We start from the raw sequence: 21305 nt of genomic DNA on the forward strand, positions 1-21305 counted from the left end.
CTTCTAACCATCAACCATCGTAATAATCTCCATTTCCTTATCAAAATCCGGATTTCGTCATTGTCTATTATCAGTATATTTTTTTAAAGGCCCATCCCTCGCTTCTCTTTTTTTTACATTACTTTTCTTCGTGTAGATTAAAATAAATACATTTGTATTTATAATTAAATGAACATTCATTTAATTATATTGATTTGATTACAAGACAAATATGAGAAACAGAGATCTTAGTAAAGAAAACAGAATTAAACAGAAAGCGATTGAGATCATTGTAAAAGAAGGTCTGGACGGCTTTACGATGAATAAACTGGCAAAGGCATGCCATATCTCTGTAGGAACTCCTTATGTATATTATAAGGACAAAGATGATCTCATCGTCAAAATGGTTATTGAGGAAGGCAATAAAATGGAAATGGAAATCAATAAGGGATTCGATCCCGGTTCTTCTTTGGAAGAAGGCCTGCGTGTGCAATGGACCAACAGATATAATTATGCCCTCAAAAATCCTCTCGTGCTTCCATTCTTTGAACAAATAAACAATTCTCATTACAGTCATCGATTTAATGAAATGTTTAACGAGAAGCCGGGAATGTTTATGAGTGAGTTCAAGAACAATCTTTTAAACTTCATTTCCCATACAGTACAAAGAGGAGAAATCGCTGAAATTCCGTTTGAAATTTACTGGTCCATCGTTTTCTCTCCGCTGTACACCTTATTACGTTTTCATCAACAGGGAAAAAGCATCAGCGGATTACCTTTTGTTTTAACCGATGAAATGGTATGGGTTACCTTCGAAAAGGTTTTGAGATCACTAAAAGAATAAAGAACAGAATACTATAAAAACAAATACAATGACACATTCATTTTTAATGATTGGCCAGTCCAATATGGCAGGTCGTGGTTTTTTAAAGGAGGTCCCTTCTATTGATGATGAAAAGATTAAAATGCTGAGAAATGGAAGATGGCAAATGATGGCAGAGCCTGTTAATCCTGACCGTTCCACTTCCGGAGCCGGTTTGGCAGCTACTTTTGCTTCTTCATGGCGTTTATTCCATAATCAACAGGATGATATTGCATTAATTCCATGTGCTGACGGCGGTACAAGTCTGGAAGACTGGGCGGTAGAGGGTCCCCTATTTCAAAATGCAGTTTTTCAGGCAAAAGCTGCGCAAAAGATAAGCACCTTACAGGGAATTCTGTGGCATCAGGGAGAAAATGACAGCAACGGACAAAAATACAGGCTCTATGGAGAAAAATTAGCCTTGATTATGAAAACCCTGAGAGAAGAACTTAAGGTTCCGGACATTCCGCTCATCATTGGAGGATTGGGTGATTTTTTACAAGACGGTAGGTACGGTCCATATTTTAATGAATACAACGAAGTCAATAACGCACTGATACAATTTGCAAAAGATCATCAACACTGCTATTTTGTATCTGCTGCAGGTTTGACAGCCAATCCGGACAATATTCATTTTAATGCCATTTCCCAGAGGAAATTTGGGATCAGATATTTTAAATCATTCCAGCAAAAAACAAATATATGGGAATCATTACCAGACGAAGACCATATCATAGAAGCTATTCACAACAGATCGCTGACGAAAAACGAAAAAATTGCACGGCTTCAGTATCAGTTTGCTATGGGGGCTGTCACTTCCAATGAATTTCAGGAGCAATTGGTTCAACTTCAATGATCATTACAATTTTGCCAATCGTCTGAAGAACAAAGATCAAACGATTATTTTATTTATTTTTATACACCATATCACAAAAACACCTCTATGAACACAACATCCAAAGAAACTCCCCTCTACTATCACGGCACCAAAGCAGACCTCAAAACCGGAGACCTCATCGAAATTGGTTTCAGCTCTAATTATGGCACCAAGAGAAAAGCAAAATACATCTATCTTTCTGCGACTTTGGAAGCGGCAATATGGGGCGCCGAACTGGCTTTCGGAGAGGGGAAAGAACGAATCTATAGTGTAGAACCTACAGGCCCTATTGAAGATGATCCTAATTTAACGGACAAAAAATTTCCCGGAAATCCTACAAAATCTTACCGTTCACAGCATCCTTTTAAAGTTATCGGGGAAATTACGGATTGGCAGGGACATTCTCCAGAGCAGCTGAAAACGATGAGAGATCATCTTGAAAAGCTGAAACAACAAGGTATTGAAGCTATTGAAGATTAACCCAAAACATTTATTAAAAAGATGGAAGATTTTGAACTTTGGGAACAAGAATTAAAAACAATATGGGATCAATTCGGAGTTATTTCTAATGAAGATTTCATTCATACCATAAAAATACATACAGAAGCAATCTCCACTGGCCAGCCCAATGCCATTGCCGATTTTGAAAAAGCCTGCGCTTATGATTCTACAGGTTTTGAAAAAAAAGCAGAACCACTTTACAGATCAGCTTTACACTTAGGCCTTACAGGATTACGCAGAAGAAGAGCAAGAATCCAGCTCGCCAGTACCCTCCGGAATAATGGAAAAACAGACGAAAGCATTGAAATTCTGCGAGAAGAAAAAGAAAACTATTCTGATGAGCTGGATGATGCAGTTAATGCTTTTCTGGCATTGTCTCTTTCCTCTCTTAATAATGATAAGGAAGCATTATCATTAGCTCTTGAATCACTGTCTAAACATTTACCCAGATATAATAAGTCTGTGTATCATTATTCACAGGAACTTCTTAAATAACAAAAATACTTTATTCACGTCATAAAAAAAGAATCTTGAAAGCACCCAAACTACCGATAGACAGACTTATTACAGAAAGATTAGTTCTTATTCCGTTGACCACAAAAATCTGCAAAGATATTCTGAAAGATGATTTCAGTAATCTTTTGGCGCTGGGGTTAAAAAAAGGGAAAGGCTGGCCTGATGCTGATGTGATGGAAACTCTGCCCAGAATAATAGACAATCTCTCAAAAGTGGAAGAACCTACTGGATTTGAATCCTGGATGATTATTAAAAATGATACTTTAGAAATTATTGGGGATGCCGGATTCAAAGGATATAACGGTGAAGAAAAAAGGATTGACATCGGATACGGAATCACCAGAGAAGAAAGAAGAAAAGGCTTTGCAGAGGAAGCGGTGACAGAATTGATCAGATGGGCTTTCTCAACGGGCGTTGTATCTGAAATTACAGCAAGATGTCTCCCGGACAATGCCAACTCCATTAATTTTCTGCAAAAATTAAGCTTTACAAAAATAAAACAGGATACTGAAATGATGTATTGGTCGTTACGAAAGTAACTTACCTTAAAAAACAATTCAGATTATGCAAATGGCAATTTTTTCTTTCTCCCTTTGTATAAGTTTTAAACAAATTAATGTTCTAAAACCAAATTCGGATACCGATTAAAAAATATAGTTTCCAATGAATTTAAAGGAAATATCGATGAAGCGTATTTTAAAAAATGAGATGAAAAATCTAAGCTTTGCTTTAATGATTCTTTGCTTACTCTCCTGCGAAAGCGACAAAGAAAAACTAGCAAAAGTTGAAAAAGAATGTGCTTCTAAAACTAAAATTGACGGCTTTACGATTTCCTTCTTCGGATATTTTCCAAAGGATGCAGATTCTGTCCATATTCAGATAAAAAGAGGAGATCAGATTGTTCAGAAGTATTATGACAAAATCCCTGATGCTATTTCGGATTCTCTTAGAAATCAGAGAAGTTATTTTGTAAAAAATGAAATCTATTTAACGGACACCGTGTTTGTAAAAATCAAAAATGAACCTGCAAAAAAGATTTATGGGTTTAAATATCTTGTCAGACCCCATTATACCATGATGAACAAAGGCTGGGGCTGTGATTTCTATGAGCTCACTGTAGACGGTGAAATAAGTGAGGGCGCAGCGGTGCATTTTACTACAAAAAACTGGAAGATCATTGAAAAAAAGGACTTCAGGGCTTATTATAATTTTTGATCACGGTACTCTATGGTCTAAAAACTGTTCATGAAGTTATTCTATATCCCGACTTTTTACCCAATAATCCCAATCACCAATCCCTCCAATTCTATTTCTTTTTGTAATTTAACACTCCGGAAATAGTTCCGCCACACCCAACACTTCTTTTATGAAAAAAGACTGCGATGTTCAGCCTAAGCTTTCCGTCTTTCTATGCTGCCTCTATTTCCTGTTCAATTCCTGTTCAGAACCTATTCCGGCATCAAAGGTCAACGATATTTCTGATATAAAAGCAGTGATTGATATCTACCAAACCTTAACGGATGAAAATGACAACAGTATTTCCGTAAGCTTATACGACAGAAAAGATAAAAAGTTTGGCAGCGATTCGGTGAATATCACTGTGAATGGCAAAAAAATAGAGTACAAAATTGTACAAGGATTATATTATACGAAGTCTTATCTATACCACACGGAGAAAATAGCTCCGGAAAATAATCAATATGAATTTCAGATTCAATTGGCCAACGGTAAAAAGTTTTTTCTGGGCAGTGTTCCTTCTTTGAAACTAAGCAGTTCAAGAAATATTATCTATAACGAAGAAGCGTCATTAAGCCAAGACTTTTCCATTCATTGGTCTGGTCTTCAGGATGTCAACGTACTGTATCTGTCTAAAACCGTTAAAGTAAACACCAAAGAGAAAAGCACTGTGGAGACCTTTATGGAGCAGCCCGGAGACACCATAAAGATCGGTCCCGAAGGAACTTATACATTAAAAAAAGAAAAGTTTTCCCAACCTGGTGAAACCTTAGACATCCTGGGGTTTGAATTCACAGCAGAGAAAACAGGAGCCGTCAACCCACGGCTATTAAAAGGAAGCAACATCAAGATCACCGGTAATCATGACGAACAGGCCAACTTTAAGTAATTCGAAATTCAATGGTAAGACAGGATATTTCCACAAAGAAAATCTTAAACTATAATTAATCATCAATTATGCAAAACACGACAATCCAGAAAGAATGGTTCTCAAAAGGAGAACAGTATGCTAAAGAAATTAATGAAATGGTTGATTTCGGTGAAAAAAATGACTGGGAAAACTGGAAAGGCAAAGAACCTGAAGATACAAGGTCTCATCTTGCCGAAACTGTTTTCAACCTGCTTAAAACAGCCAACCAAAACGGCGATACGGAAACCTTCAGAGCAGAATTTCTGCCGGCTCACACCCCGATCATTCCTTTGATGGAAAACAGATCACAAAGTATCGAACAGCTGCACTTTATTTCTGGTGAAAAGATCATTTTTATGACCGGCACTTCTTATGAAAAAAGACATGCTTATCTGCTGGATCATGATCAGGTAACAAAGCTTGGCGACAATATCCAGGCAGTAGGAAAATCAAAACAGGGCAATATCTTTGCTGTTGCTACTGATGATAAAATATCAATTTATAAAGGTTGGGGCGGAGAACTGATCAACGAATTTCGTTTGAAACAAACCTTAGAATCAGGAATTACAGAGCTGATCCCATTCAATGACGGAAGCAAAATCATTATGGTTACCTCATTCGGAATTTATCTGATTTCTACAAGTGAAGAAAAGCTCATCCATCCTCTCAATGAAGACGACGAAGAAGACTGGACACCGGATATTGATATGGAAAATGCTGCACTTTCCAACGATAATTCCTATATCGTGGTGGGAGATCAAAGTTATGACCACCGAATTTTAGATCCGGAAGGCAATACTGTAGGTTCAGTAGGAGCACAATCTTCATATCCCCATTTTTGTATGTTTGCTAAAGATGACAGCCAGCTGATCACCAATTCCTGCCATTTTTACAATGGAATTACTATCGGAATCAATGCCGATCAGTATATAGGGGCTGATATCGAAGCCTACACTGAAAGTGATGATTACACCATTATTGATGAAGAAATGAGAGTGTATGCAGGTACAGCCACTGAAGATTACTACATTTTAGGGGATGCTTACGGATATATCAAATCATTTGATAAAAAAGGAAATCGGCTGTGGAGGCACTTTCTGGGCTCCACCATCTCGGGAATGACCCTTTCAGACGATGGAAAAACACTTTGGGTAGGTGCCCATTCCGGTATTTTACACAAACTTCAATTGGATCAGGACCGAAGAGATACCCACAGTATCGGCAACGCCAATCTTTATGAGGAGTTCAGACTGCTGATCTGGAAAGAGGAGCCGCAGATTTGGAAGTGGTAAAATCATAAAATAATTTTCAAACGTTCTGTTTTCAGAGCGTTTTTTATTACGTAAAAAGAAGAAAACACAGCCGTATTCACGGTACTTTTCGTATTTTTAGTTTCACAAAAAGCAACAGTATAAATCGGGATAAAAATAACTCATGGAAAAATACGCACAATCGTCAGACGGACAGAATATTCACTATAAAGAAAGCGGAGAAGGAAATCCTTCGATCCTGTTTGTACATGGATGGCTCGGCAATGCAGAATGGTGGAACAGCCAGCAGGAATACTTCAAAGACCAATATCATATCGTACAGATGAGCCTTGCAGGCCACGGAAAATCGGACTCTTCCAGAAAAGAATGGTCAAGCGAATCCTATTCAGATGATATCAAAGCCGTTGCTGATCAGCTTGATTCAAAAGAGATCATTCTTGTAGGACACTCGATGTCGGGAGCGTACGTTCTTGAAGCCTCTTTAAAAATCCCTCAGGTAAAAGCTCTGATTTTAATAGACACAGTGAAAGATCTTGATGAAACCTTTACGGATGAACAGGCCGAGGAATATTTATTTGTGCATTACCGCAATGATTTTAAAAATGCAGTTGAAAACATTCTTCCCCAATATCTTTTTGCAGAAAAAACACCGCCTGAGGTAAGAGAAAAACTACAGAATGAATTCCTTCACAATACCTCAGAAACAGCCATAGAACTCTTGAGACCCTTGTACAAAACAGATTTCAGAGAAGCCGCCTCAAACGTTCAGGTGCCTGTAAGAGCGATCAATTCAGATAACTCGCCTACGAACGCAGACAATAACAGAAAATATTTAAAAGATTACGACTTCGTTGAAATAGCAGGAACAGGACATTATCCGATGCTGGAAAATCCGGAGAAATTTAATCAGTTACTCGAACAGACAATCAAAGAACTTGTCTAAATATTCATCTTTATTATGGCCGATATTTTCACAAAAAAAGAAGAACGCTCACGAAAAGAAAAAAGTGAGGAAATTCTCAAACAACAAGACATCAAAATTAATTTCAACCTTCCCCACATAGAAACAGATGAGGAAACGATCCTTCGGACCCCTGAAGAAATAGCCAGAAGAGTGACCGTTCTTGCGGTTACCAATCTTATTGCTTTTGATTCCATTGAACCCAAAGAGGCGATAGATTACCTGAAAGACTGCGGTCTTTGGGAAGACGTAACTCCCGATGAAAAAGATTTTTTGAATGATCCCACCGAACACAAGAAATCTCAAGAAAGCTGGAAGTGTGAATGCATCTGGGTTTTACTGTGGGCATTGAAAAAAGTAGACACCCTTCCTTTCCCTGATGAATTATGCGATTTAAATGATATTGCGGCCGAAAACTATCCCATTGGCGGAGATATTGGTCCTAACGACTTCATTCATGTCCCGCATGAACTTCGTTCAAAATCTGAAATCCTCGATGCAGCTGACCTGTACTACAGATATGACTGGGCCTGTGTGGATGCCCGGATCAATAACCTTGAAATGGAAACAATAGATTCTGGTGTCGTTTATGAAAGACACTATGCCTTAAACTGGCTGATCACTTATATGGACCAGGATTGGGATGATGTTTCATGTGATACTTAATGGTTTCAGAGATGGTATTACAAAACCTTATTGAAAAATTCCTCAGTCTTTCTGAAGGTAAGCTCACCGCACAGGAATGGATGGACTGGTTTGACGATCATAAAGACGTCGTAGAAAAAATATGCGGGAGAACTGCTTTTCTTAAAATAAAAACTAAAGAAAGTTTCAGTGATATCCGCAATGCCTACATCGGCCAGCTGGGCGCTTTTGACTGGTTAAAATCCATGAACATCAATACCCCTTTTTCTGAACTTTATAAAAAAGGTTGGGAGAAAGAATTTGATGATTTCTGCAAAGCCGAAAAACAAAAAGAAAAACAGCTTCAGAAAGAAGTTGAACATCAATTCGGATATTTAAAAAACAGCTATCCGAAATTGTTCAGACAATTAACCCGCTCATACAGCAGCTCTGACCTCATCGAAACGGGGATAACAAAGGATTTGATTCATAACAAAGAAAAAGAACTTTCTATCCAATTGCCAGAAGATCTGATCGCTTGGTATCAAGATGTATCTATCTTAAAACTGGAAGGTATAGAAATCGATTTTGAGGAATTAAGTACGGAAACGATTCAAAAAAAACAATACTTCGTCTTGGGAGAATTCTGGTTATATGGTGATGGAGATCAGTTGCTGTACAGTTTGGAGAATCAAAATATTTATGTATTTGCCCATGAAAATGCGCCTCCTAAAGTAATAAAAATTGCGAGTTCATTATCTGATTTCATCGAGAGAAAAGTAGTGACTTATTTAAAAGAATACGAATCCTAAAAAAATTATTCCAGATCGGAGTGATTTTTTTTGTTTCATGGGAGCCACCTCTCAATACCTCCAAAAATTTCTTCTCCAATTCAAAAAACTTCCCGAAATTTGTGGTCTGTGCGTTAAATATAATCAATGAAATAAAATTTTAAATCAGAACATACAGTAAAACTTAGTATAAGTTTTCTTCGGGGCAGGGTGAAATTCCCTACCGGCGGTTACAGTCCGCGACTCCTTTCTTTTGAAGGGACTGATTTGGTGAAATTCCAAAACCGACAGTTACAGTCTGGATGGGAGAAGAAAATGAAACGGTCAGTAAGATTCCTTACGGGCTTATTGTGCCGTATTTCATTTCCATGTACCGAAGACTATTTTAACTTTTAAAAGTAAAATAACATGGAAAAATTATTAGAACAATTTGGAGCGACCTCCACAGAACGTGTAGAAAATGCACTTCTAAAACTACAACAGGGAAAAGGTATTCTTTTAGTAGATGATGAAAACCGTGAAAACGAAGGCGATATCATCTTTCCCGCATCCACCATTACAGAAAAAGACATGGCACTTCTGATCCGGGAATGCAGCGGCATCGTTTGTCTGTGCATTTCGGAAGAGAAAAGCAAACATTTAAATCTGCGTCCGATGGTGGAAACCAACAATTCCAAAAACCAGACCGCATTCACCATTTCTATAGAAGCTAAAGAAGGCGTAGAATCCGGTGTTTCTGCAAAAGACAGGGTTACAACCATCAAGACTGCCGTAGCTGAAAATGCTCAGGCGGCTCATATCGCAAGCCCCGGACACGTGTTCCCGCTGATTGCGAAGGAAGGGGGTGTTTTTGAAAGACGCGGCCATACAGAAGGCAGTGTAGATCTGGTGAAAATGGCCAATCTGGGTGACGATGCCGTACTTTGTGAATTGACGAATGAAGACGGTTCCATGGCAAGGCTACCGGAAATCGTGAAATTTGCATCTCAGAAAGAAATGAGTGTCGTTACGATTGAAGATATTTACGCTTATCGTAAAATCATGAGCAACTAAAAAAAATATAGATAACGCACAGAACAGCCACCTGATTGTACCGGGTGGCTTTTTTTACTTAAACAATTCATTAAAAAGAAGTTAACATAAAAACTAATGGCTGATTTTATTTATCTTAGTAAAAAATAAAACCATGAAAACAACTGTACTTTTTTTGTTTGGCGCTTTCGGCCTATGCTCCGCACAAACGATTATCACCAAAGCATTTAATGACCCTGCCGCCGGTGATGTTGTGAATTATTATAATGTTAACGGAACTGTTAATAATACGGTCTCAACAGGAACTCCCACTTTTGCCAACGGCAGCCTTACCCAAGGTACAGCCTCTCCTACCAGCTACAGCACTCCCTCCGCTTCTGAAATTTCAACTTTTCCGGGTTCAACACTTAAAATGGTTGCTGCAGGAAACACTGTTTTCTATAAATCATCAGCTGCCAAACTTGAAATAACAGGGCTTATAACTGCTGATGCGACTCTTAACTTATCGGCAAACAACGGAACCTTCATCAGTTATCCGGCAGCATTAGGGTATACAGAAACAGATCAGGCACAGGGGACCTTCACCTCATCCGCGGCCAACGGATTATGCAGAGGAACGATTACCATTACAGCAGATGCTTCCGGCACATTGCTCTTAGGTACTACTACATTTACGAATGTTCTTAGAATCAAAAGTGTTCAGGCTTTTAACCTTTACCTTCCCAATGACACCAGTTTCACATTCCCTATAGGAACTGTTACTAATACTGCTTACTCTTACTATAACTCCACCTATAAATCTCCTGTATTAAGCTCAACTCAGGCAACTATTGTGGTTGCTTTTGCCGGAATCAACCAAACGACAAACGGGGCACAGATGATCGCCCAAAACTCTTTAGCAGTTGCCAGCACCGCAAAGAAAGAAGATTTTACCATCTACCCTAATCCTGCCCAAGATTTCATCGGGTTTAAAGGCAATACCGAAAACTATACAACGGCCAGTATCTACACCTTAGACGGAAAACTGATCAAAACATCAGATATGAAATCCGGTAAAGTACAGATTTCTGAACTTCCGACAGCCAATTATTTTATACAGGTTTCCGGAACAGATGCTAAAACAGAAACGGTGAAATTGATTAAAAAATAATTTTTTATCCATAACTAAGAAAGCCGTCCTGCTTCAGGACGGCTTTTTGCATACAATAATGTACATCTTTCACTGATTTAGCATCGTCTGTTTATCACTTTGCTGACCGAATTATTTTTTTAATACCCCTATTTCACCGATTAGAATAGCACAAATATCAATAATATCATTATTTTTAAGTTAAAAATCAATTCATATTGAAATATCATTAACTTTTTGCCCGTTTTTTGCTAACACCTTCATACATCACAAAATATCATATCATGAAAAAGCTCCTCATCCTAATCCCTTGTTTCCTGCTTTCAGAAGCAGGCGCACAGGAAATTCAGACTGTCCAGACTGTTCCCGTTGATAAAATGAATATCATCAAGACCAACGTTACAGCGTATGCATTCAGAAATATCAATCTGTCTTACGAAAGAGCAATTAATCAATGGTTTTCAGTGAATATAGGTTTCGGAACCATGACACAGGGTAAAGTCCCCTTCATTAATGCCTTTTTGAAAGATGAAGATGAGAAAAGATTTCAGAACCTGCGGGTAAAAGCTACGAATTTCACTATTGAGCCACGATTTTATATTGGAAAAGGCTACGGAAAAGGATTTTATTTTGCTCCGTATTACCGGTATTCCGATGTATCTTCCAACAGCTTTGATTTCTATTACGACTACAATGCTATCGACGGAAATACCTATCAAATCCCTCTTAAAGGGCAGGGAAGCACCAGCGGAAATAGTGGCGGACTAATGGTCGGCGTACAGTTTTTCCTCACCAGAAGCCAAAATCTGGTCCTTGATTTCTGGATTGCAGGCGCTCATTACGGAAGCGGAAAAGGTGACTTTACGATGACCAGTGATTATGTCCTGACTCCGGAAATGCAGGCTCAGCTGAAAAAAGAAATTGAAAATCTGGACATTCCTTTTGTAGATTACAGCGTAGAAACCAATGCCAATGGCGCTAAGGTAAAAGTAGACGGGCCGTGGGCAGGCTTCAGAAGTGGCTTATCGATTGGATACAGGTTTTAAAAATAGTATTAAAAAATTCCGTTCTTGATTTTCTGAACGGTTTTTTTATATCTTTAAACCGGATATTATTGTATCCGGTTTAATCCTTTCGCATGAAAATTCTCATCATAGAAGACCATAAAGATCTTGCAGCCAATATCACAGATTATCTTAAAAAGGAAGATTACGTCTGTGAAGTAGCTTGTGATGCGAAAGAAGCTTTAGAAAAAATAGAACTTTTCGAGTACGATTGTATTCTTCTGGATCTGATGCTTCCCGATGGAAACGGACTGGACATTTTGAAGCACATTAAAAATTACGCTCCCGGATCAAGTGTCATTATCGTTTCAGCCAAAAATTCTTTAGATACAAAACTTACAGGATTGGATGACGGAGCCGATGATTACATCACCAAACCATTTTCCTTACCCGAGCTTCACTCCAGAATAAAAGCAGTTCTCAGAAGAAAAACACCGGAAGCCAACCGCATTTTAAGTTTCAATGAAATCAAAATCGATCTGGAATCTAAAGAATGTACAATCAACGGTCAACTGATCAACCTTACCAAAAAAGAACTGAACCTGCTGATCTATTTTATCAACAATCAGAACAGGATGCTTTCCAAACAGGCTATTGCAAGTCATCTTTGGGGTGATTATACGTACAGCATTGACAATGTAGACTTCGTCTATCAGCATTTGAAAAACTTAAGAAAAAAAGTGATTGATGCGGGTGGAAAAGATTATTTGCAGACAGTTTACGGGTTGGGTTATAAATGGATCGATAAATGAATTTAAGTTTCCGTTTTGCAAGGGCATTCACTGTATTGGTATTTTTTGTACTGATCACAGGGTTTGGAATTCTCTATTTTGCTTTTGAAAGGGCAACGATGCGTTCCGCTATTCTCAAACTTGAAGATTTAAATACCTATGTCGCCCATAGACTGGAGCAGGATTCCACCTATGATTATTTAAAGTTTCATCACCGGCAAACCCATGTCAATATTCTTCCGATGGAGTCTAAAAATATCAAGGAAAAAATTATTGAAGAAAAATACATCTGGAACAAAAGCATACAGTCCCACATGAACAGGATCACCGTGACCACCTACCCTGTCATTCATCATAAAAGATATGCCATCACCAGTGTAAGATACATTACGATTATCGAAAATAATTTTCTGATGAGCATCATCATGGTGATTGCCTGGATCATGGTCTTTCTGATCATTCTTACCATTATCGTGAGTATTCTGGTGTCTAAAAAAATTCTTGATCCTTTTTACCATGCCATAGACGAGATCAAGAAATTCAGTCTGAGAGAGAACCGTTCCATGGAACTGATGACAACAGAGACCGAAGAATTTAAATCATTAAATACCTTTTTGCTAAAAATGACGGAAAGCTCCAAAAAAGATTATCATCTTTTGGAGGAACTTTCGGAAAATACTTCCCACGAGCTGCAAACACCGCTGGCTTCCATCAAAGGAAAAATAGAACTGTTGATGGATAGTGAACTTTCGGAAAACCAACTCATCACTCTTTCTTCGATGAATGATGAACTGGACAGGCTTTCATCGATCAATCAATCCCTTATTCTTCTCGCCAAACTTGAACATTTTGAAAAAAGTGATTCACAGCTGATCAATTTTTCTGACTTACTTCAGGAAAGACTTTATTATTTTGAAGATATTTTTGAAATTCAGAACCTTACAGTGACAAAAGATATCCGGGAGGACATCTATCTTAATTTTGACAAAAATCTGGCAACAATCGTCGTCAACAACCTCATCAATAATTCCAAAAGACACAATATAGAGAATGGAAAAATCTCTTTAGTACTTACAGAAGCTTATTTGCAAATTTCCAATACGGGAAATCCTCCGTCCATTCCCACTGAAGAATTGTTCAAAAGATTCAAGCGCGGAAATCCCAATCAGAACTCTATTGGAATCGGTTTGGCCCTTGTGAAGAAAATTTTGGAGATTTATGACGCTGAAATATTCTATCAATTTGAAAACAATCTGCATACAATAAGGATCAATTTCACAAAATAAAATACTGAAATTCAAAAACATAACATCAAATATTTGAATTTCATGAAAACTTCAGAATTTCTTCAGAATTTATGTATTGTTTAGGTGCAAACAAAAGCGCCAATGAAAAAATTAATAATTATTTTCAGTTTAACTGTTATGCAAAGTATGTACGGTCAGGATACCGTGAGTGTAAAAAAAACGATGGAAGAAGTTTCTTCTGAAAAAAATCCTCTAGAGGTAGGAGAGCTTAAAATAAATCTTAACTCCAAAGGGGACAAATGGTTGAAATTTGGTATTTCCAGCCAGATTTGGTTGCGCAGTATCGATAATAACCCTGGAACCCTGGTGAACGGCGTTCCTCAGGAACAGACTTATGATGCCGGAATACGGAGAATGAGATTAACCATTCAGAGCCAGGTGACCCCTTTTTATTCTGTGTTTTTACAGATGGGAATTAATAATCAGAGTTTTATCTCAGGCGGCGGAACGGGCACAGGAAACAGTGGGGCCGGAAAAAAAGCGCCTTTCTTTTTTCATGATGCTTACAATGAATTCGCCATTATTCCAAGAAATGATTTTCAGACAGGAAAGCCGAATAAAAACAATCTCTATTTAGGAGCAGGACTGCATTCATGGAATGGAGTAAGCAGGCTCACCAATGCCAGTACTACTAAAATGCTTGCCGGTGATATTCCTGTTTTTAATTTTCCAACCATAGAAATTGCCGATCAGTTTTCCAGACAATTAGGAATTTTTGTCCATGGAGAGCTGGATCGTATTAATTACCGTTTCAGTGTCAACAAACCTTTTGCTACCAATTTAAAACCTGCTGTGGGAGGTGCAGCGGTAGACAATAATCAAAGCGGGAAACTGTCTTACTCCGGATATGCCTTTTATCAGTTCTTTACCAAGGAAACGACCGTAACGTCTTTTCTGCCCGGAAATAATTTAGCCACTAAAAAAGTTCTGAACCTGGGAGCAGGTTTTTATACCAATAAAGAAGGAACCCAGTCTCAGCCGTCAGAAAATATTTTTGAATCTCATGATGTCAATGTTTTTGGAGCAGATGTGTATACTGAACTTCCATTAGGGGATAAAAGTAAAGAAATGGGACTTACACTGTATTCCGTGTACTACCATTATAATTACGGTCCTGATTATTTAAGAGTGAGTGGTCTTTTAAATCCCGGAACTTCCAATGCAGACTTTACGGGACAAAAAGCACTGGAAGGAGCAGGAAACAACAGAATTCTGATGGGAACAGGAAATATCTGGTTTTCGCAGGTAGGCTTTGTCCTTCCGAAATTCAGTAAAATTCTGAAGGTGCAGCCCTTCTTCAATTATGCGCTTAAAGACATGAAAGCGCTTAAACAAAACGGGAGTTATTATGATGTGGGAGCCAGTCTTTATCTGTATGGTCAAAATGCAAGAATCGTTGCTCAATATAGCAGAAGACCCCTCTATGATATCACATCCAAAACAATTTTTGACAGAAAAGGGGAATTTTTACTGGCTTTTCAAATCGTACTTTAAAAAATTTAATATCTTACTTATATGAATACTACTCAAATTACAACTGCTCAAAGGATCAAAGCCATTGTGGGTGGTTCCGTAGGAAACCTCGTGGAATGGTACGACTGGTATGCCTATGCGGCTTTTGCCATTTACTTTTCCAATTCGTTTTTCCCTGATTCTGACCTGAATGCACAGCTGATGAATACTGCAGGAATTTTTGCGGTTGGATTTCTGATGAGACCTATCGGCGGATGGATATTCGGAAGTATTGCGGATAAGATCGGTAGAAAAAAAGCAATGACTCTTTCTGTACTTCTGATGTCGTTCGGTTCCCTTCTTATCGCTCTTACTCCAACTTACAAGACCATCGGAATTTTAGCGCCTGCATTATTATTAATTGCCAGATTATTACAAGGATTAAGTGTTGGCGGGGAATATGGTGTTTCCGCGACATACCTCAGTGAAATGGCATCCGAGAACCGGAGAGGTTTTTATTCAAGCTTCCAGTATGTAACGCTTATAGGCGGGCAGCTTATTGCACTGGGAATTCAGTTGATTTTACAGAAATTACTTTTAACGGAGGCTCAGCTTGAAGAATGGGGCTGGAGAATTCCATTTGTGATCGGAGCATTGCTGTCTGTGATTGCTTTATACCTAAGGGCTAACCTGCATGAAACCGAAGCTTTTGAAAACAAAAAAGAGATAAGTGACAAGAAAAAAGGAACTGTGACTGAACTTCTCAAGCATCCTAAAGCACTGCTTACCGTGATCGGTCTGACTTTAGGCGGAACCCTGGCTTTTTACACCTACACAACGTATATGCAGAAGTTTCTGGTCAATACGGTTCACCTTACCAAAGAGCAATCTACCCTGATCTCATTTATTTCATTGTTTATATTTGCCTGTCTGCAGCCTGTATTCGGAGCGTTGTCTGATAAGATCGGCAGAAGACCATTGCTTTTAGGTTTTGGAATTCTCGGTACCCTTTGTACAGTTCCGCTTTTAACGGCTTTAAGTACCACCACTTCGATGTGGACTGCATTTTTCCTGATTATGGCAGCCCTGATTATTGTAAGCGGTTACACTTCTATTAACGCTGTTGTAAAAGCAGAACTCTTTCCTTCTGAAATTCGGGCTCTGGGAGTCGGTCTTCCGTACGCTCTTACGGTCGCTATTTTCGGGGGAACGGCTGAGTATGTGGCTCTCTGGTTCAAACAGGCAGGAACCGAGCAATATTTTTACTGGTACATCACCGGATGTATTTTATTTTCTCTCATTGTCTATGCCGGAATGAAGGATACCAAGGACAACTCGTCACTGGATAAAGATTAATAAACTAAGTATAAAAACGGGGCGCCGCAGATTCTCTGCGGCGCCCCGTTTTATTTTTAGTGGTAAGCTTTTTTAAATTTCTCCACCATACTATCCAGATTATGGCGCTGGACATATACACTCTTCACGTCCTGGTATCTTGGTGACTTGTAAAAAACCTCGTGGAAATCCATGCTTCCGTTTCCTACTTTCACTACTTTCTGTACATCGATATTCAGTTTTTTCAGCTCGTCTTTAAAGACTTTAAATTCATCTTGTATATCACTCATTTATATTTTTGGATTTTAGTTAGAAACTTCTACTTTTCACATGACACCCTTAATTCAACCGGGGCATCTTCTAAATTCGTAATAAAATTAGTGAATTTTCTAATATAATCATCAGTTAAATGCCATTTTTTTATTTAATTTTCTGTTTTTATAGGGATTTTACATTTTCAAAGGATCATGACCTGCACCATAGCCTCAGAAATGGTAAGGGAAATCTACTGAAAAAGCCGACTAAATAAGGAAAAACAGCCAAAAAAAAAGATTCCCCACAGAACAGGATAAAGAACTGATATACGATATATTACAATAAGCACGGAAAAAAATTTAAGACATTCCATATTAAGACACGGGAAAAAAGGATTTTCGGTGAGAGAAAAGACAATACTGATGATCAATTTTACAACTCGATAGCAGCATTTTCAGAAACAGTAAGAGCCTTCTGGCCTCTCATTTAAACCCAACTTTATAAAATAATTTAAAACATTTTGTAACATTTTAAATAAGTCTGTCTCTAAAAGTCAGATAACCTTAAAATTACATACAATGAAAAAATACAAAGTCTTCTTCATTCTGGTACTGGTTTTTGCGGCCGTATGCAATATATTCGGACAGACAAAAAACTATCCTTTTGAAATAAAAAAAACAGGAAAAGGCAGCCAATCGATTATCTTTATTCCAGGATTTGCCTCTTCAGGAGAAGTATGGAATGAAACTGTAGCTAAATTTGACAAGAACTTTTCTTGCCACGTATTGACTATGAAAGGATTTGCCGGAGTACCACCACTGCCAGATGCCCGTTTTAGAGACTGGGAAAAAGGAGTTGCGGATTATCTAAAAGATGAGCATATTGAAAAACCGATTATTATAGGACATAGTATGGGTGGAGGTATGGCACTGGCACTGGCACTGGCTGCAGATTATCCTGAACTGGTTTCTAAAATAGTGGTTGTAGATGCACTACCTTGTTTAGCCGTACTCTCGGATCCCAATTTTAAATCTAAAGAAAATAATGACTGTACCGCCACCATCAATGCATTGACAGCAATGAATGAGGAACAATTTAAACAAATGCAAACTACTACTATTCCCCGTCTTGTAGCCGATCCTTCCATGCAGGAAACGGTAATTGACTGGAGTGTAAAATCTGACCGAACAACTTTTGCGAAAATGTACTGCGACTTCTCCAATACTGATCTCCGAGAAAAAATAAAAACAGTTCAGTGCCCTTCCCTTATTCTGCTGGAGTCTTATTTTGTCAATTTCAAGCCAGCTATTGAGAGTCAATATAAAAATTTAAAGAATGCAGATATGAGATATGCTACCAAAGGGCTTCATTTTATCATGTATGATGACAAAGAATGGTACTTTCAACAGTTAAATAACTTTTTATCATCCCACTAATGGTATTTGAAGAGATATATGAACAGTACTGGCAGAAGATATTCCGTTTATGCATGGGATATGTGAATGATTCTGAAATGGCAAAGGATCTGGCACAGGAGACCTTCATTATTGTTTGGCGGCAGCTACCAAAATTCAGGAACGAATCCAGCATCGGGACATGGATCTTTAGAATTGCATCGAATACATGTTTAAAACAGATAGAAAAGGAGAAAAGATTTGCAAAAGCTGATCTTCCTATTCATCTTGAGGAAAAAAAACAGGAATCCATTGAACCCCAGATACAGCTTCTTTATTAGTTTATTTCAGAGCTGCCTGAAACAGACCGTATTATTATTTCTCTGGAACTCGAGGAAGTAAAGCAAGCAGAAATTGCCGGCATCGTTGGACTCTCTGAATCCAATATCCGGGTAAGAATTTACAGGATAAAAGAAAAACTAACAAAAAGATTCAAAGAAAATGGCTACTAATATAGATTTCAAAAATTTGTGGAAACAACAGACCAGTGAGAAACCCAGCATTGAAGAACTGCTTGGCAAGCTGAAAAAATTTAAAAACGAAAATATCCGAAAACTTGCTGTTACCAATATTCTTTTAATCGTAACCAGTATAGGGATAGGCTTGATCTGGTACCACTACCAACCTCAGCTGATAACCACGAAAATAGGGATTCTTTTAACCCTTCTGGCTATGGTTATTTTTCTGTTCGCCTACAACCAATTGTTTATGAATTTCTACAAGCTGGACAACACCCAAACCAACACAGAATATCTGAACAGTCTGTATTCTCTGAAAAGCAAACAGAAATTTATACAGACTACCATGATGAACATCTACTTTATCATGCTGTTTCTGGGCATCTGCCTGTATATGTATGAGTATACTTCTAGAATGACCGTCTTTTACGGGACAATTGCATATGCTGTTACTTTTTTATGGATCGCTTTCAATTGGTTTTATTTAAGACCCAGGACCATAAAAAAACAGCAGGCAAAACTAAATGGTCTTATCGATAAGTTTGAAGACCTTACTAATCAATTAAAGGAATAATTCCGTGGATCGATCTCAAAGCCCCGGGTAAAAAAATACACAGTTTTTATATAATCATGTAATAAAGCTCTATTTATATTATAATTATAAAAAATTAACCATATAATTGGAATTATTGATATATTTTTTCACATTTCACTCATTAATATATTTTTTCACTATTTTTAATAGACCAAATCACGAATATAAAAATTATGAAAAAACTATTACTTTTAATTATTTCGGGAACTTTATGTTCCAGCTTGTATTCACAAAAACTGGAATTTCAGGAATGTGGAACCGATGAGCTAATGCGAAAGCATTATGAAAGATATCCGGAACAGAAAGCTCAGGATGATGCCTTTAATCTGCAATTATCAAAGCTGATCAAAAGTGGGAAATTTTCTCAAACTATAAACAAAAAACTGGTGTATGAAATCCCTGTCGTGGTCCATGTCGTGGGCGACGGAAGTGCCATCGGAACGGTGAATAACAAATCTGATGCGGACATTATCGCATGGGTAAATTATACCAATGGGGTCTTTTCTGGAAATGCTTCCAGCGGAATGTCCGGAACCAGTGCGGTACTGCCTGTAAAATTCGTTTTTGCCAAGGTAGATCCAAATTGTAACACAACGAACGGAATTAATAGAATTAATGCTTCCAATTTACCTAAATATGTAAGCGGCGGAGTCAATAATGACAATACGACTAATGCCGTGACCGCTTCCGAAATTACTGCCTTGGGAATGTGGGATACGAGCAAGTATTATAATATCTATGTCGTTAAAAAACTGACCTCTAATTCAGGGGGACTCAACGGATTTGCTTATTATCCGGGCGGCAGTAATGACTATTCTTTTATGTCCACCAATGCTTCAACAGTCAATGCACAGACTTTAGCGCATGAATTCGGACATGCTCTTGGCTTGCGTCATACGCATGAAGGCTACAATGAATCTACAGGAGCCTGCCCTACCAATACAGACTGTACGCTGCAGGGAGATCTGGTGTGTGATACGGAACCTATGAAAAGTCTTTACCACTCGTCTGTTCCAAGTAGCTGCCAAACGGGGCAGATCAATCCTTGTACGACCCAAGTTTATGCAGGTGGCGAAAAAAACGTCATGGCCTATACGTACTGTTTCAGGAACTTATTTACTTTGGGACAGGCAGACAGAGCTACTGCACAGCTTTTACAGTACAGACAGTCTCTGATCAACTCTCCGGTTGCGTCTTCCACGACTCCTAACAACAGTTCTGTTTTAACCGCAACATGTACTCCTACTTCCATGACGAATCCCGGAAACTACAACATCGGTGTTACTTCTGTGAAATTTGCCAACATCAGTAATTATTCTGCCAACTACAAGCAGGCTGCTAATAATTTCTACGAAAACTTTACGGGAAACTACTGTGCGGGTGTTTCAAAAACTACCATACCAGCCAATACTGCAACAACGCTTACAGTTGCACCGGGAACAAACAATCCCCATATTATAAAGGCCTATATCGATTACAATAATGACGGACAATTCAATGAGACCACAGAACTTGTCCTTAATCAAAGCGGGATCAGCAATGGATCTTTGGCGACTGCATCAGTAACTCCGCCTGCAAATGCTGTTGCCAATATCCCTTTAAGAATGAGAGTCATCGGAGAATTTAACGGAACAGCCGTTACAGCTTGCTCTACTCCCAAATACGGACAGGTTGAAGATTATTCCGTGATCATTGATCGCCAGAATGTATTATCTGTGGACACTACAGGTAAGAAAAATAGCACAGAGATTACAAAAGACCTGAATTCCGTATATGTTAAAAGTGATCAGAAAATTTCCACATTACATATCTACGATGCCTCGGGAAGACTGCTTACCGCCAGAACAGACCTAAAATCATCCGAATTCAGATTCCCTATCAACGAAAAGAATACGGTCTTAACCGTAACTGCAGTTCTTGAAAATGGAAAAGTAGTCACTAAAAAATTAAAATTCTAAGAAATTC

22 protein-coding genes, 1 pseudogene and 1 riboswitch are annotated in these 21305 nt (G+C 38.2%); of the genes and pseudogenes, 22 read left to right on the forward strand and 1 reads right to left on the reverse strand.

Features of this window, described 5'->3' with window-relative positions; translation table 11 throughout:
- Window positions 1-211: 211 nt before the first annotated feature.
- From BW964_RS16010 to BW964_RS16095, 18 genes are all read left to right on the forward strand, one after another.
- Complete coding sequence (locus BW964_RS16010; protein ID WP_076508657.1) at window positions 212-823, forward strand: TetR/AcrR family transcriptional regulator; 612 nt, start codon at window positions 212-214, stop codon at window positions 821-823.
- A 28-nt stretch (window positions 824-851) separates the two neighbouring features.
- Window positions 852-1697 (forward strand): sialate O-acetylesterase, encoded by an 846-nt coding sequence (locus BW964_RS16015; RefSeq protein WP_076508658.1) that lies wholly within the window; start codon window positions 852-854, stop codon window positions 1695-1697.
- Between the two features lie 87 nt (window positions 1698-1784).
- Window positions 1785-2198, forward strand: a complete 414-nt coding sequence (gene arr / locus BW964_RS16020) for an NAD(+)--rifampin ADP-ribosyltransferase (RefSeq protein WP_076508660.1) — start codon at window positions 1785-1787, stop codon at window positions 2196-2198.
- A 21-nt stretch (window positions 2199-2219) separates the two neighbouring features.
- Window positions 2220-2714, forward strand: a complete 495-nt coding sequence (locus BW964_RS16025; protein ID WP_076508662.1) for a tetratricopeptide repeat protein — start codon at window positions 2220-2222, stop codon at window positions 2712-2714.
- 35 nt (window positions 2715-2749) lie between these two features.
- Complete coding sequence (locus BW964_RS16030; protein ID WP_076508663.1) at window positions 2750-3274, forward strand: GNAT family N-acetyltransferase; 525 nt, start codon at window positions 2750-2752, stop codon at window positions 3272-3274.
- Between the two features lie 124 nt (window positions 3275-3398).
- Window positions 3399-3950, forward strand: a complete 552-nt coding sequence (locus BW964_RS16035; RefSeq protein WP_123911997.1) for a hypothetical protein — start codon at window positions 3399-3401, stop codon at window positions 3948-3950.
- Window positions 3951-4101: 151 nt separating this feature from the next.
- Entirely contained in the window at window positions 4102-4860 is a 759-nt protein-coding gene (locus tag BW964_RS16040) for a hypothetical protein (RefSeq protein WP_076508666.1), read from the forward strand.
- A 68-nt stretch (window positions 4861-4928) separates the two neighbouring features.
- Window positions 4929-6173, forward strand: coding sequence for a hypothetical protein (locus BW964_RS16045; protein WP_076508668.1), 1245 nt, complete (start codon window positions 4929-4931; stop codon window positions 6171-6173).
- 142 nt (window positions 6174-6315) lie between these two features.
- Window positions 6316-7095, forward strand: coding sequence for an alpha/beta fold hydrolase (locus BW964_RS16050; protein WP_076508670.1), 780 nt, complete (start codon window positions 6316-6318; stop codon window positions 7093-7095).
- A 15-nt stretch (window positions 7096-7110) separates the two neighbouring features.
- Window positions 7111-7779 carry a DUF4272 domain-containing protein gene (locus BW964_RS16055; protein ID WP_076508671.1) on the forward strand — a complete coding sequence of 223 codons (669 nt, stop codon included), beginning with the start codon at window positions 7111-7113 and terminating at the stop codon, window positions 7777-7779.
- Window positions 7780-7790: 11 nt separating this feature from the next.
- Complete coding sequence (locus BW964_RS16060) at window positions 7791-8549, forward strand: SMI1/KNR4 family protein (protein WP_076508996.1); 759 nt, start codon at window positions 7791-7793, stop codon at window positions 8547-8549.
- A gap of 171 nt (window positions 8550-8720) precedes the next feature.
- Window positions 8721-8846: riboswitch (FMN riboswitch) on the forward strand.
- A gap of 90 nt (window positions 8847-8936) precedes the next feature.
- Window positions 8937-9581 carry a 3,4-dihydroxy-2-butanone-4-phosphate synthase gene (ribB, locus tag BW964_RS16065; RefSeq protein WP_076508673.1) on the forward strand — a complete coding sequence of 215 codons (645 nt, stop codon included), beginning with the start codon at window positions 8937-8939 and terminating at the stop codon, window positions 9579-9581.
- A gap of 133 nt (window positions 9582-9714) precedes the next feature.
- Window positions 9715-10710 carry a T9SS type A sorting domain-containing protein gene (locus BW964_RS16070; RefSeq protein WP_076508674.1) on the forward strand — a complete coding sequence of 332 codons (996 nt, stop codon included), beginning with the start codon at window positions 9715-9717 and terminating at the stop codon, window positions 10708-10710.
- A gap of 263 nt (window positions 10711-10973) precedes the next feature.
- The gene (locus tag BW964_RS16075) at window positions 10974-11735 is read left to right on the forward strand and encodes a DUF3575 domain-containing protein (protein ID WP_076508676.1); all 762 of its coding nucleotides are present in this window, start codon (window positions 10974-10976) and stop codon (window positions 11733-11735) included.
- 92 nt (window positions 11736-11827) lie between these two features.
- Complete coding sequence (locus BW964_RS16080) at window positions 11828-12505, forward strand: response regulator transcription factor (RefSeq protein WP_076508678.1); 678 nt, start codon at window positions 11828-11830, stop codon at window positions 12503-12505.
- Window positions 12502-13770, forward strand: a complete 1269-nt coding sequence (locus BW964_RS16085) for a sensor histidine kinase (RefSeq protein ID WP_076508679.1) — start codon at window positions 12502-12504, stop codon at window positions 13768-13770. The genes BW964_RS16080 and BW964_RS16085 overlap by 4 nt, the downstream gene beginning before the upstream one ends.
- Before the next feature lie 102 nt (window positions 13771-13872).
- A complete protein-coding gene (locus BW964_RS16090) occupies window positions 13873-15285 on the forward strand; it encodes a porin (RefSeq protein ID WP_123911996.1) in 1413 nt (470 codons plus the stop codon).
- A gap of 21 nt (window positions 15286-15306) precedes the next feature.
- Window positions 15307-16599 (forward strand): MFS transporter, encoded by a 1293-nt coding sequence (locus BW964_RS16095; protein ID WP_076508683.1) that lies wholly within the window; start codon window positions 15307-15309, stop codon window positions 16597-16599.
- A gap of 56 nt (window positions 16600-16655) precedes the next feature.
- Here BW964_RS16095 and BW964_RS16100 read toward each other — a convergent pair whose 3' ends face one another.
- A complete protein-coding gene (locus BW964_RS16100) occupies window positions 16656-16868 on the reverse strand; it encodes a hypothetical protein (RefSeq protein WP_076508685.1) in 213 nt (70 codons plus the stop codon).
- Window positions 16869-17411: 543 nt separating this feature from the next.
- Between BW964_RS16100 and BW964_RS16105 the strand changes: the two genes are divergently transcribed.
- The 4 genes and pseudogenes from BW964_RS16105 to BW964_RS16120 all read left to right on the forward strand — a co-directional run bounded on the left by BW964_RS16105 (window position 17412) and on the right by BW964_RS16120 (window position 21298).
- Entirely contained in the window at window positions 17412-18269 is an 858-nt protein-coding gene (locus tag BW964_RS16105) for an alpha/beta fold hydrolase (RefSeq protein WP_076508687.1), read from the forward strand.
- Window positions 18269-18739, forward strand: a pseudogene (locus tag BW964_RS16110) (RNA polymerase sigma factor). Before BW964_RS16105 ends, BW964_RS16110 begins: the two are co-directional and overlap by 1 nt.
- The gene (locus BW964_RS16115; RefSeq protein ID WP_076508689.1) at window positions 18729-19319 is read left to right on the forward strand and encodes a hypothetical protein; all 591 of its coding nucleotides are present in this window, start codon (window positions 18729-18731) and stop codon (window positions 19317-19319) included. Before BW964_RS16110 ends, BW964_RS16115 begins: the two are co-directional and overlap by 11 nt.
- Window positions 19320-19513: 194 nt before the next feature.
- Window positions 19514-21298 carry a M43 family zinc metalloprotease gene (locus BW964_RS16120; protein WP_076508691.1) on the forward strand — a complete coding sequence of 595 codons (1785 nt, stop codon included), beginning with the start codon at window positions 19514-19516 and terminating at the stop codon, window positions 21296-21298.
- Window positions 21299-21305: the final 7 nt, after the last annotated feature.

It is taken from the genome of Chryseobacterium shigense (genome assembly GCF_900156575.1).
GTDB lineage: Bacteria > Bacteroidota > Bacteroidia > Flavobacteriales > Weeksellaceae > Chryseobacterium > Chryseobacterium shigense.

Bases quoted from the DNA above. Each gene is read 5' to 3' on its own strand.
- arr (WP_076508660.1), top strand. From the start codon at position 1,785: ATGAACACAACATCCAAAGAAACTCCCCTCTACTATCACGGCACCAAA.
- BW964_RS16035 (WP_123911997.1), top strand. From the start codon at position 3,399: ATGAATTTAAAGGAAATATCGATGAAGCGTATTTTAAAAAATGAGATG.
- BW964_RS16050 (WP_076508670.1), top strand. From the start codon at position 6,316: ATGGAAAAATACGCACAATCGTCAGACGGACAGAATATTCACTATAAA.
- BW964_RS16090 (WP_123911996.1), top strand. From the start codon at position 13,873: ATGAAAAAATTAATAATTATTTTCAGTTTAACTGTTATGCAAAGTATG.
- BW964_RS16070 (WP_076508674.1), top strand. From the start codon at position 9,715: ATGAAAACAACTGTACTTTTTTTGTTTGGCGCTTTCGGCCTATGCTCC.
- BW964_RS16015 (WP_076508658.1), top strand. From the start codon at position 852: ATGACACATTCATTTTTAATGATTGGCCAGTCCAATATGGCAGGTCGT.
- ribB (WP_076508673.1), top strand. From the start codon at position 8,937: ATGGAAAAATTATTAGAACAATTTGGAGCGACCTCCACAGAACGTGTA.
- BW964_RS16025 (WP_076508662.1), top strand. From the start codon at position 2,220: ATGGAAGATTTTGAACTTTGGGAACAAGAATTAAAAACAATATGGGAT.
- BW964_RS16115 (WP_076508689.1), top strand. From the start codon at position 18,729: ATGGCTACTAATATAGATTTCAAAAATTTGTGGAAACAACAGACCAGT.
- BW964_RS16105 (WP_076508687.1), top strand. From the start codon at position 17,412: ATGAAAAAATACAAAGTCTTCTTCATTCTGGTACTGGTTTTTGCGGCC.
- BW964_RS16045 (WP_076508668.1), top strand. From the start codon at position 4,929: ATGCAAAACACGACAATCCAGAAAGAATGGTTCTCAAAAGGAGAACAG.
- BW964_RS16080 (WP_076508678.1), top strand. From the start codon at position 11,828: ATGAAAATTCTCATCATAGAAGACCATAAAGATCTTGCAGCCAATATC.
- BW964_RS16010 (WP_076508657.1), top strand. From the start codon at position 212: ATGAGAAACAGAGATCTTAGTAAAGAAAACAGAATTAAACAGAAAGCG.
- BW964_RS16085 (WP_076508679.1), top strand. From the start codon at position 12,502: ATGAATTTAAGTTTCCGTTTTGCAAGGGCATTCACTGTATTGGTATTT.
- BW964_RS16095 (WP_076508683.1), top strand. From the start codon at position 15,307: ATGAATACTACTCAAATTACAACTGCTCAAAGGATCAAAGCCATTGTG.
- BW964_RS16120 (WP_076508691.1), top strand. From the start codon at position 19,514: ATGAAAAAACTATTACTTTTAATTATTTCGGGAACTTTATGTTCCAGC.
- BW964_RS16055 (WP_076508671.1), top strand. From the start codon at position 7,111: ATGGCCGATATTTTCACAAAAAAAGAAGAACGCTCACGAAAAGAAAAA.
- BW964_RS16040 (WP_076508666.1), top strand. From the start codon at position 4,102: ATGAAAAAAGACTGCGATGTTCAGCCTAAGCTTTCCGTCTTTCTATGC.
- BW964_RS16060 (WP_076508996.1), top strand. From the start codon at position 7,791: ATGGTATTACAAAACCTTATTGAAAAATTCCTCAGTCTTTCTGAAGGT.
- BW964_RS16100 (WP_076508685.1), bottom strand. From the start codon at position 16,868: ATGAGTGATATACAAGATGAATTTAAAGTCTTTAAAGACGAGCTGAAA.
- BW964_RS16075 (WP_076508676.1), top strand. From the start codon at position 10,974: ATGAAAAAGCTCCTCATCCTAATCCCTTGTTTCCTGCTTTCAGAAGCA.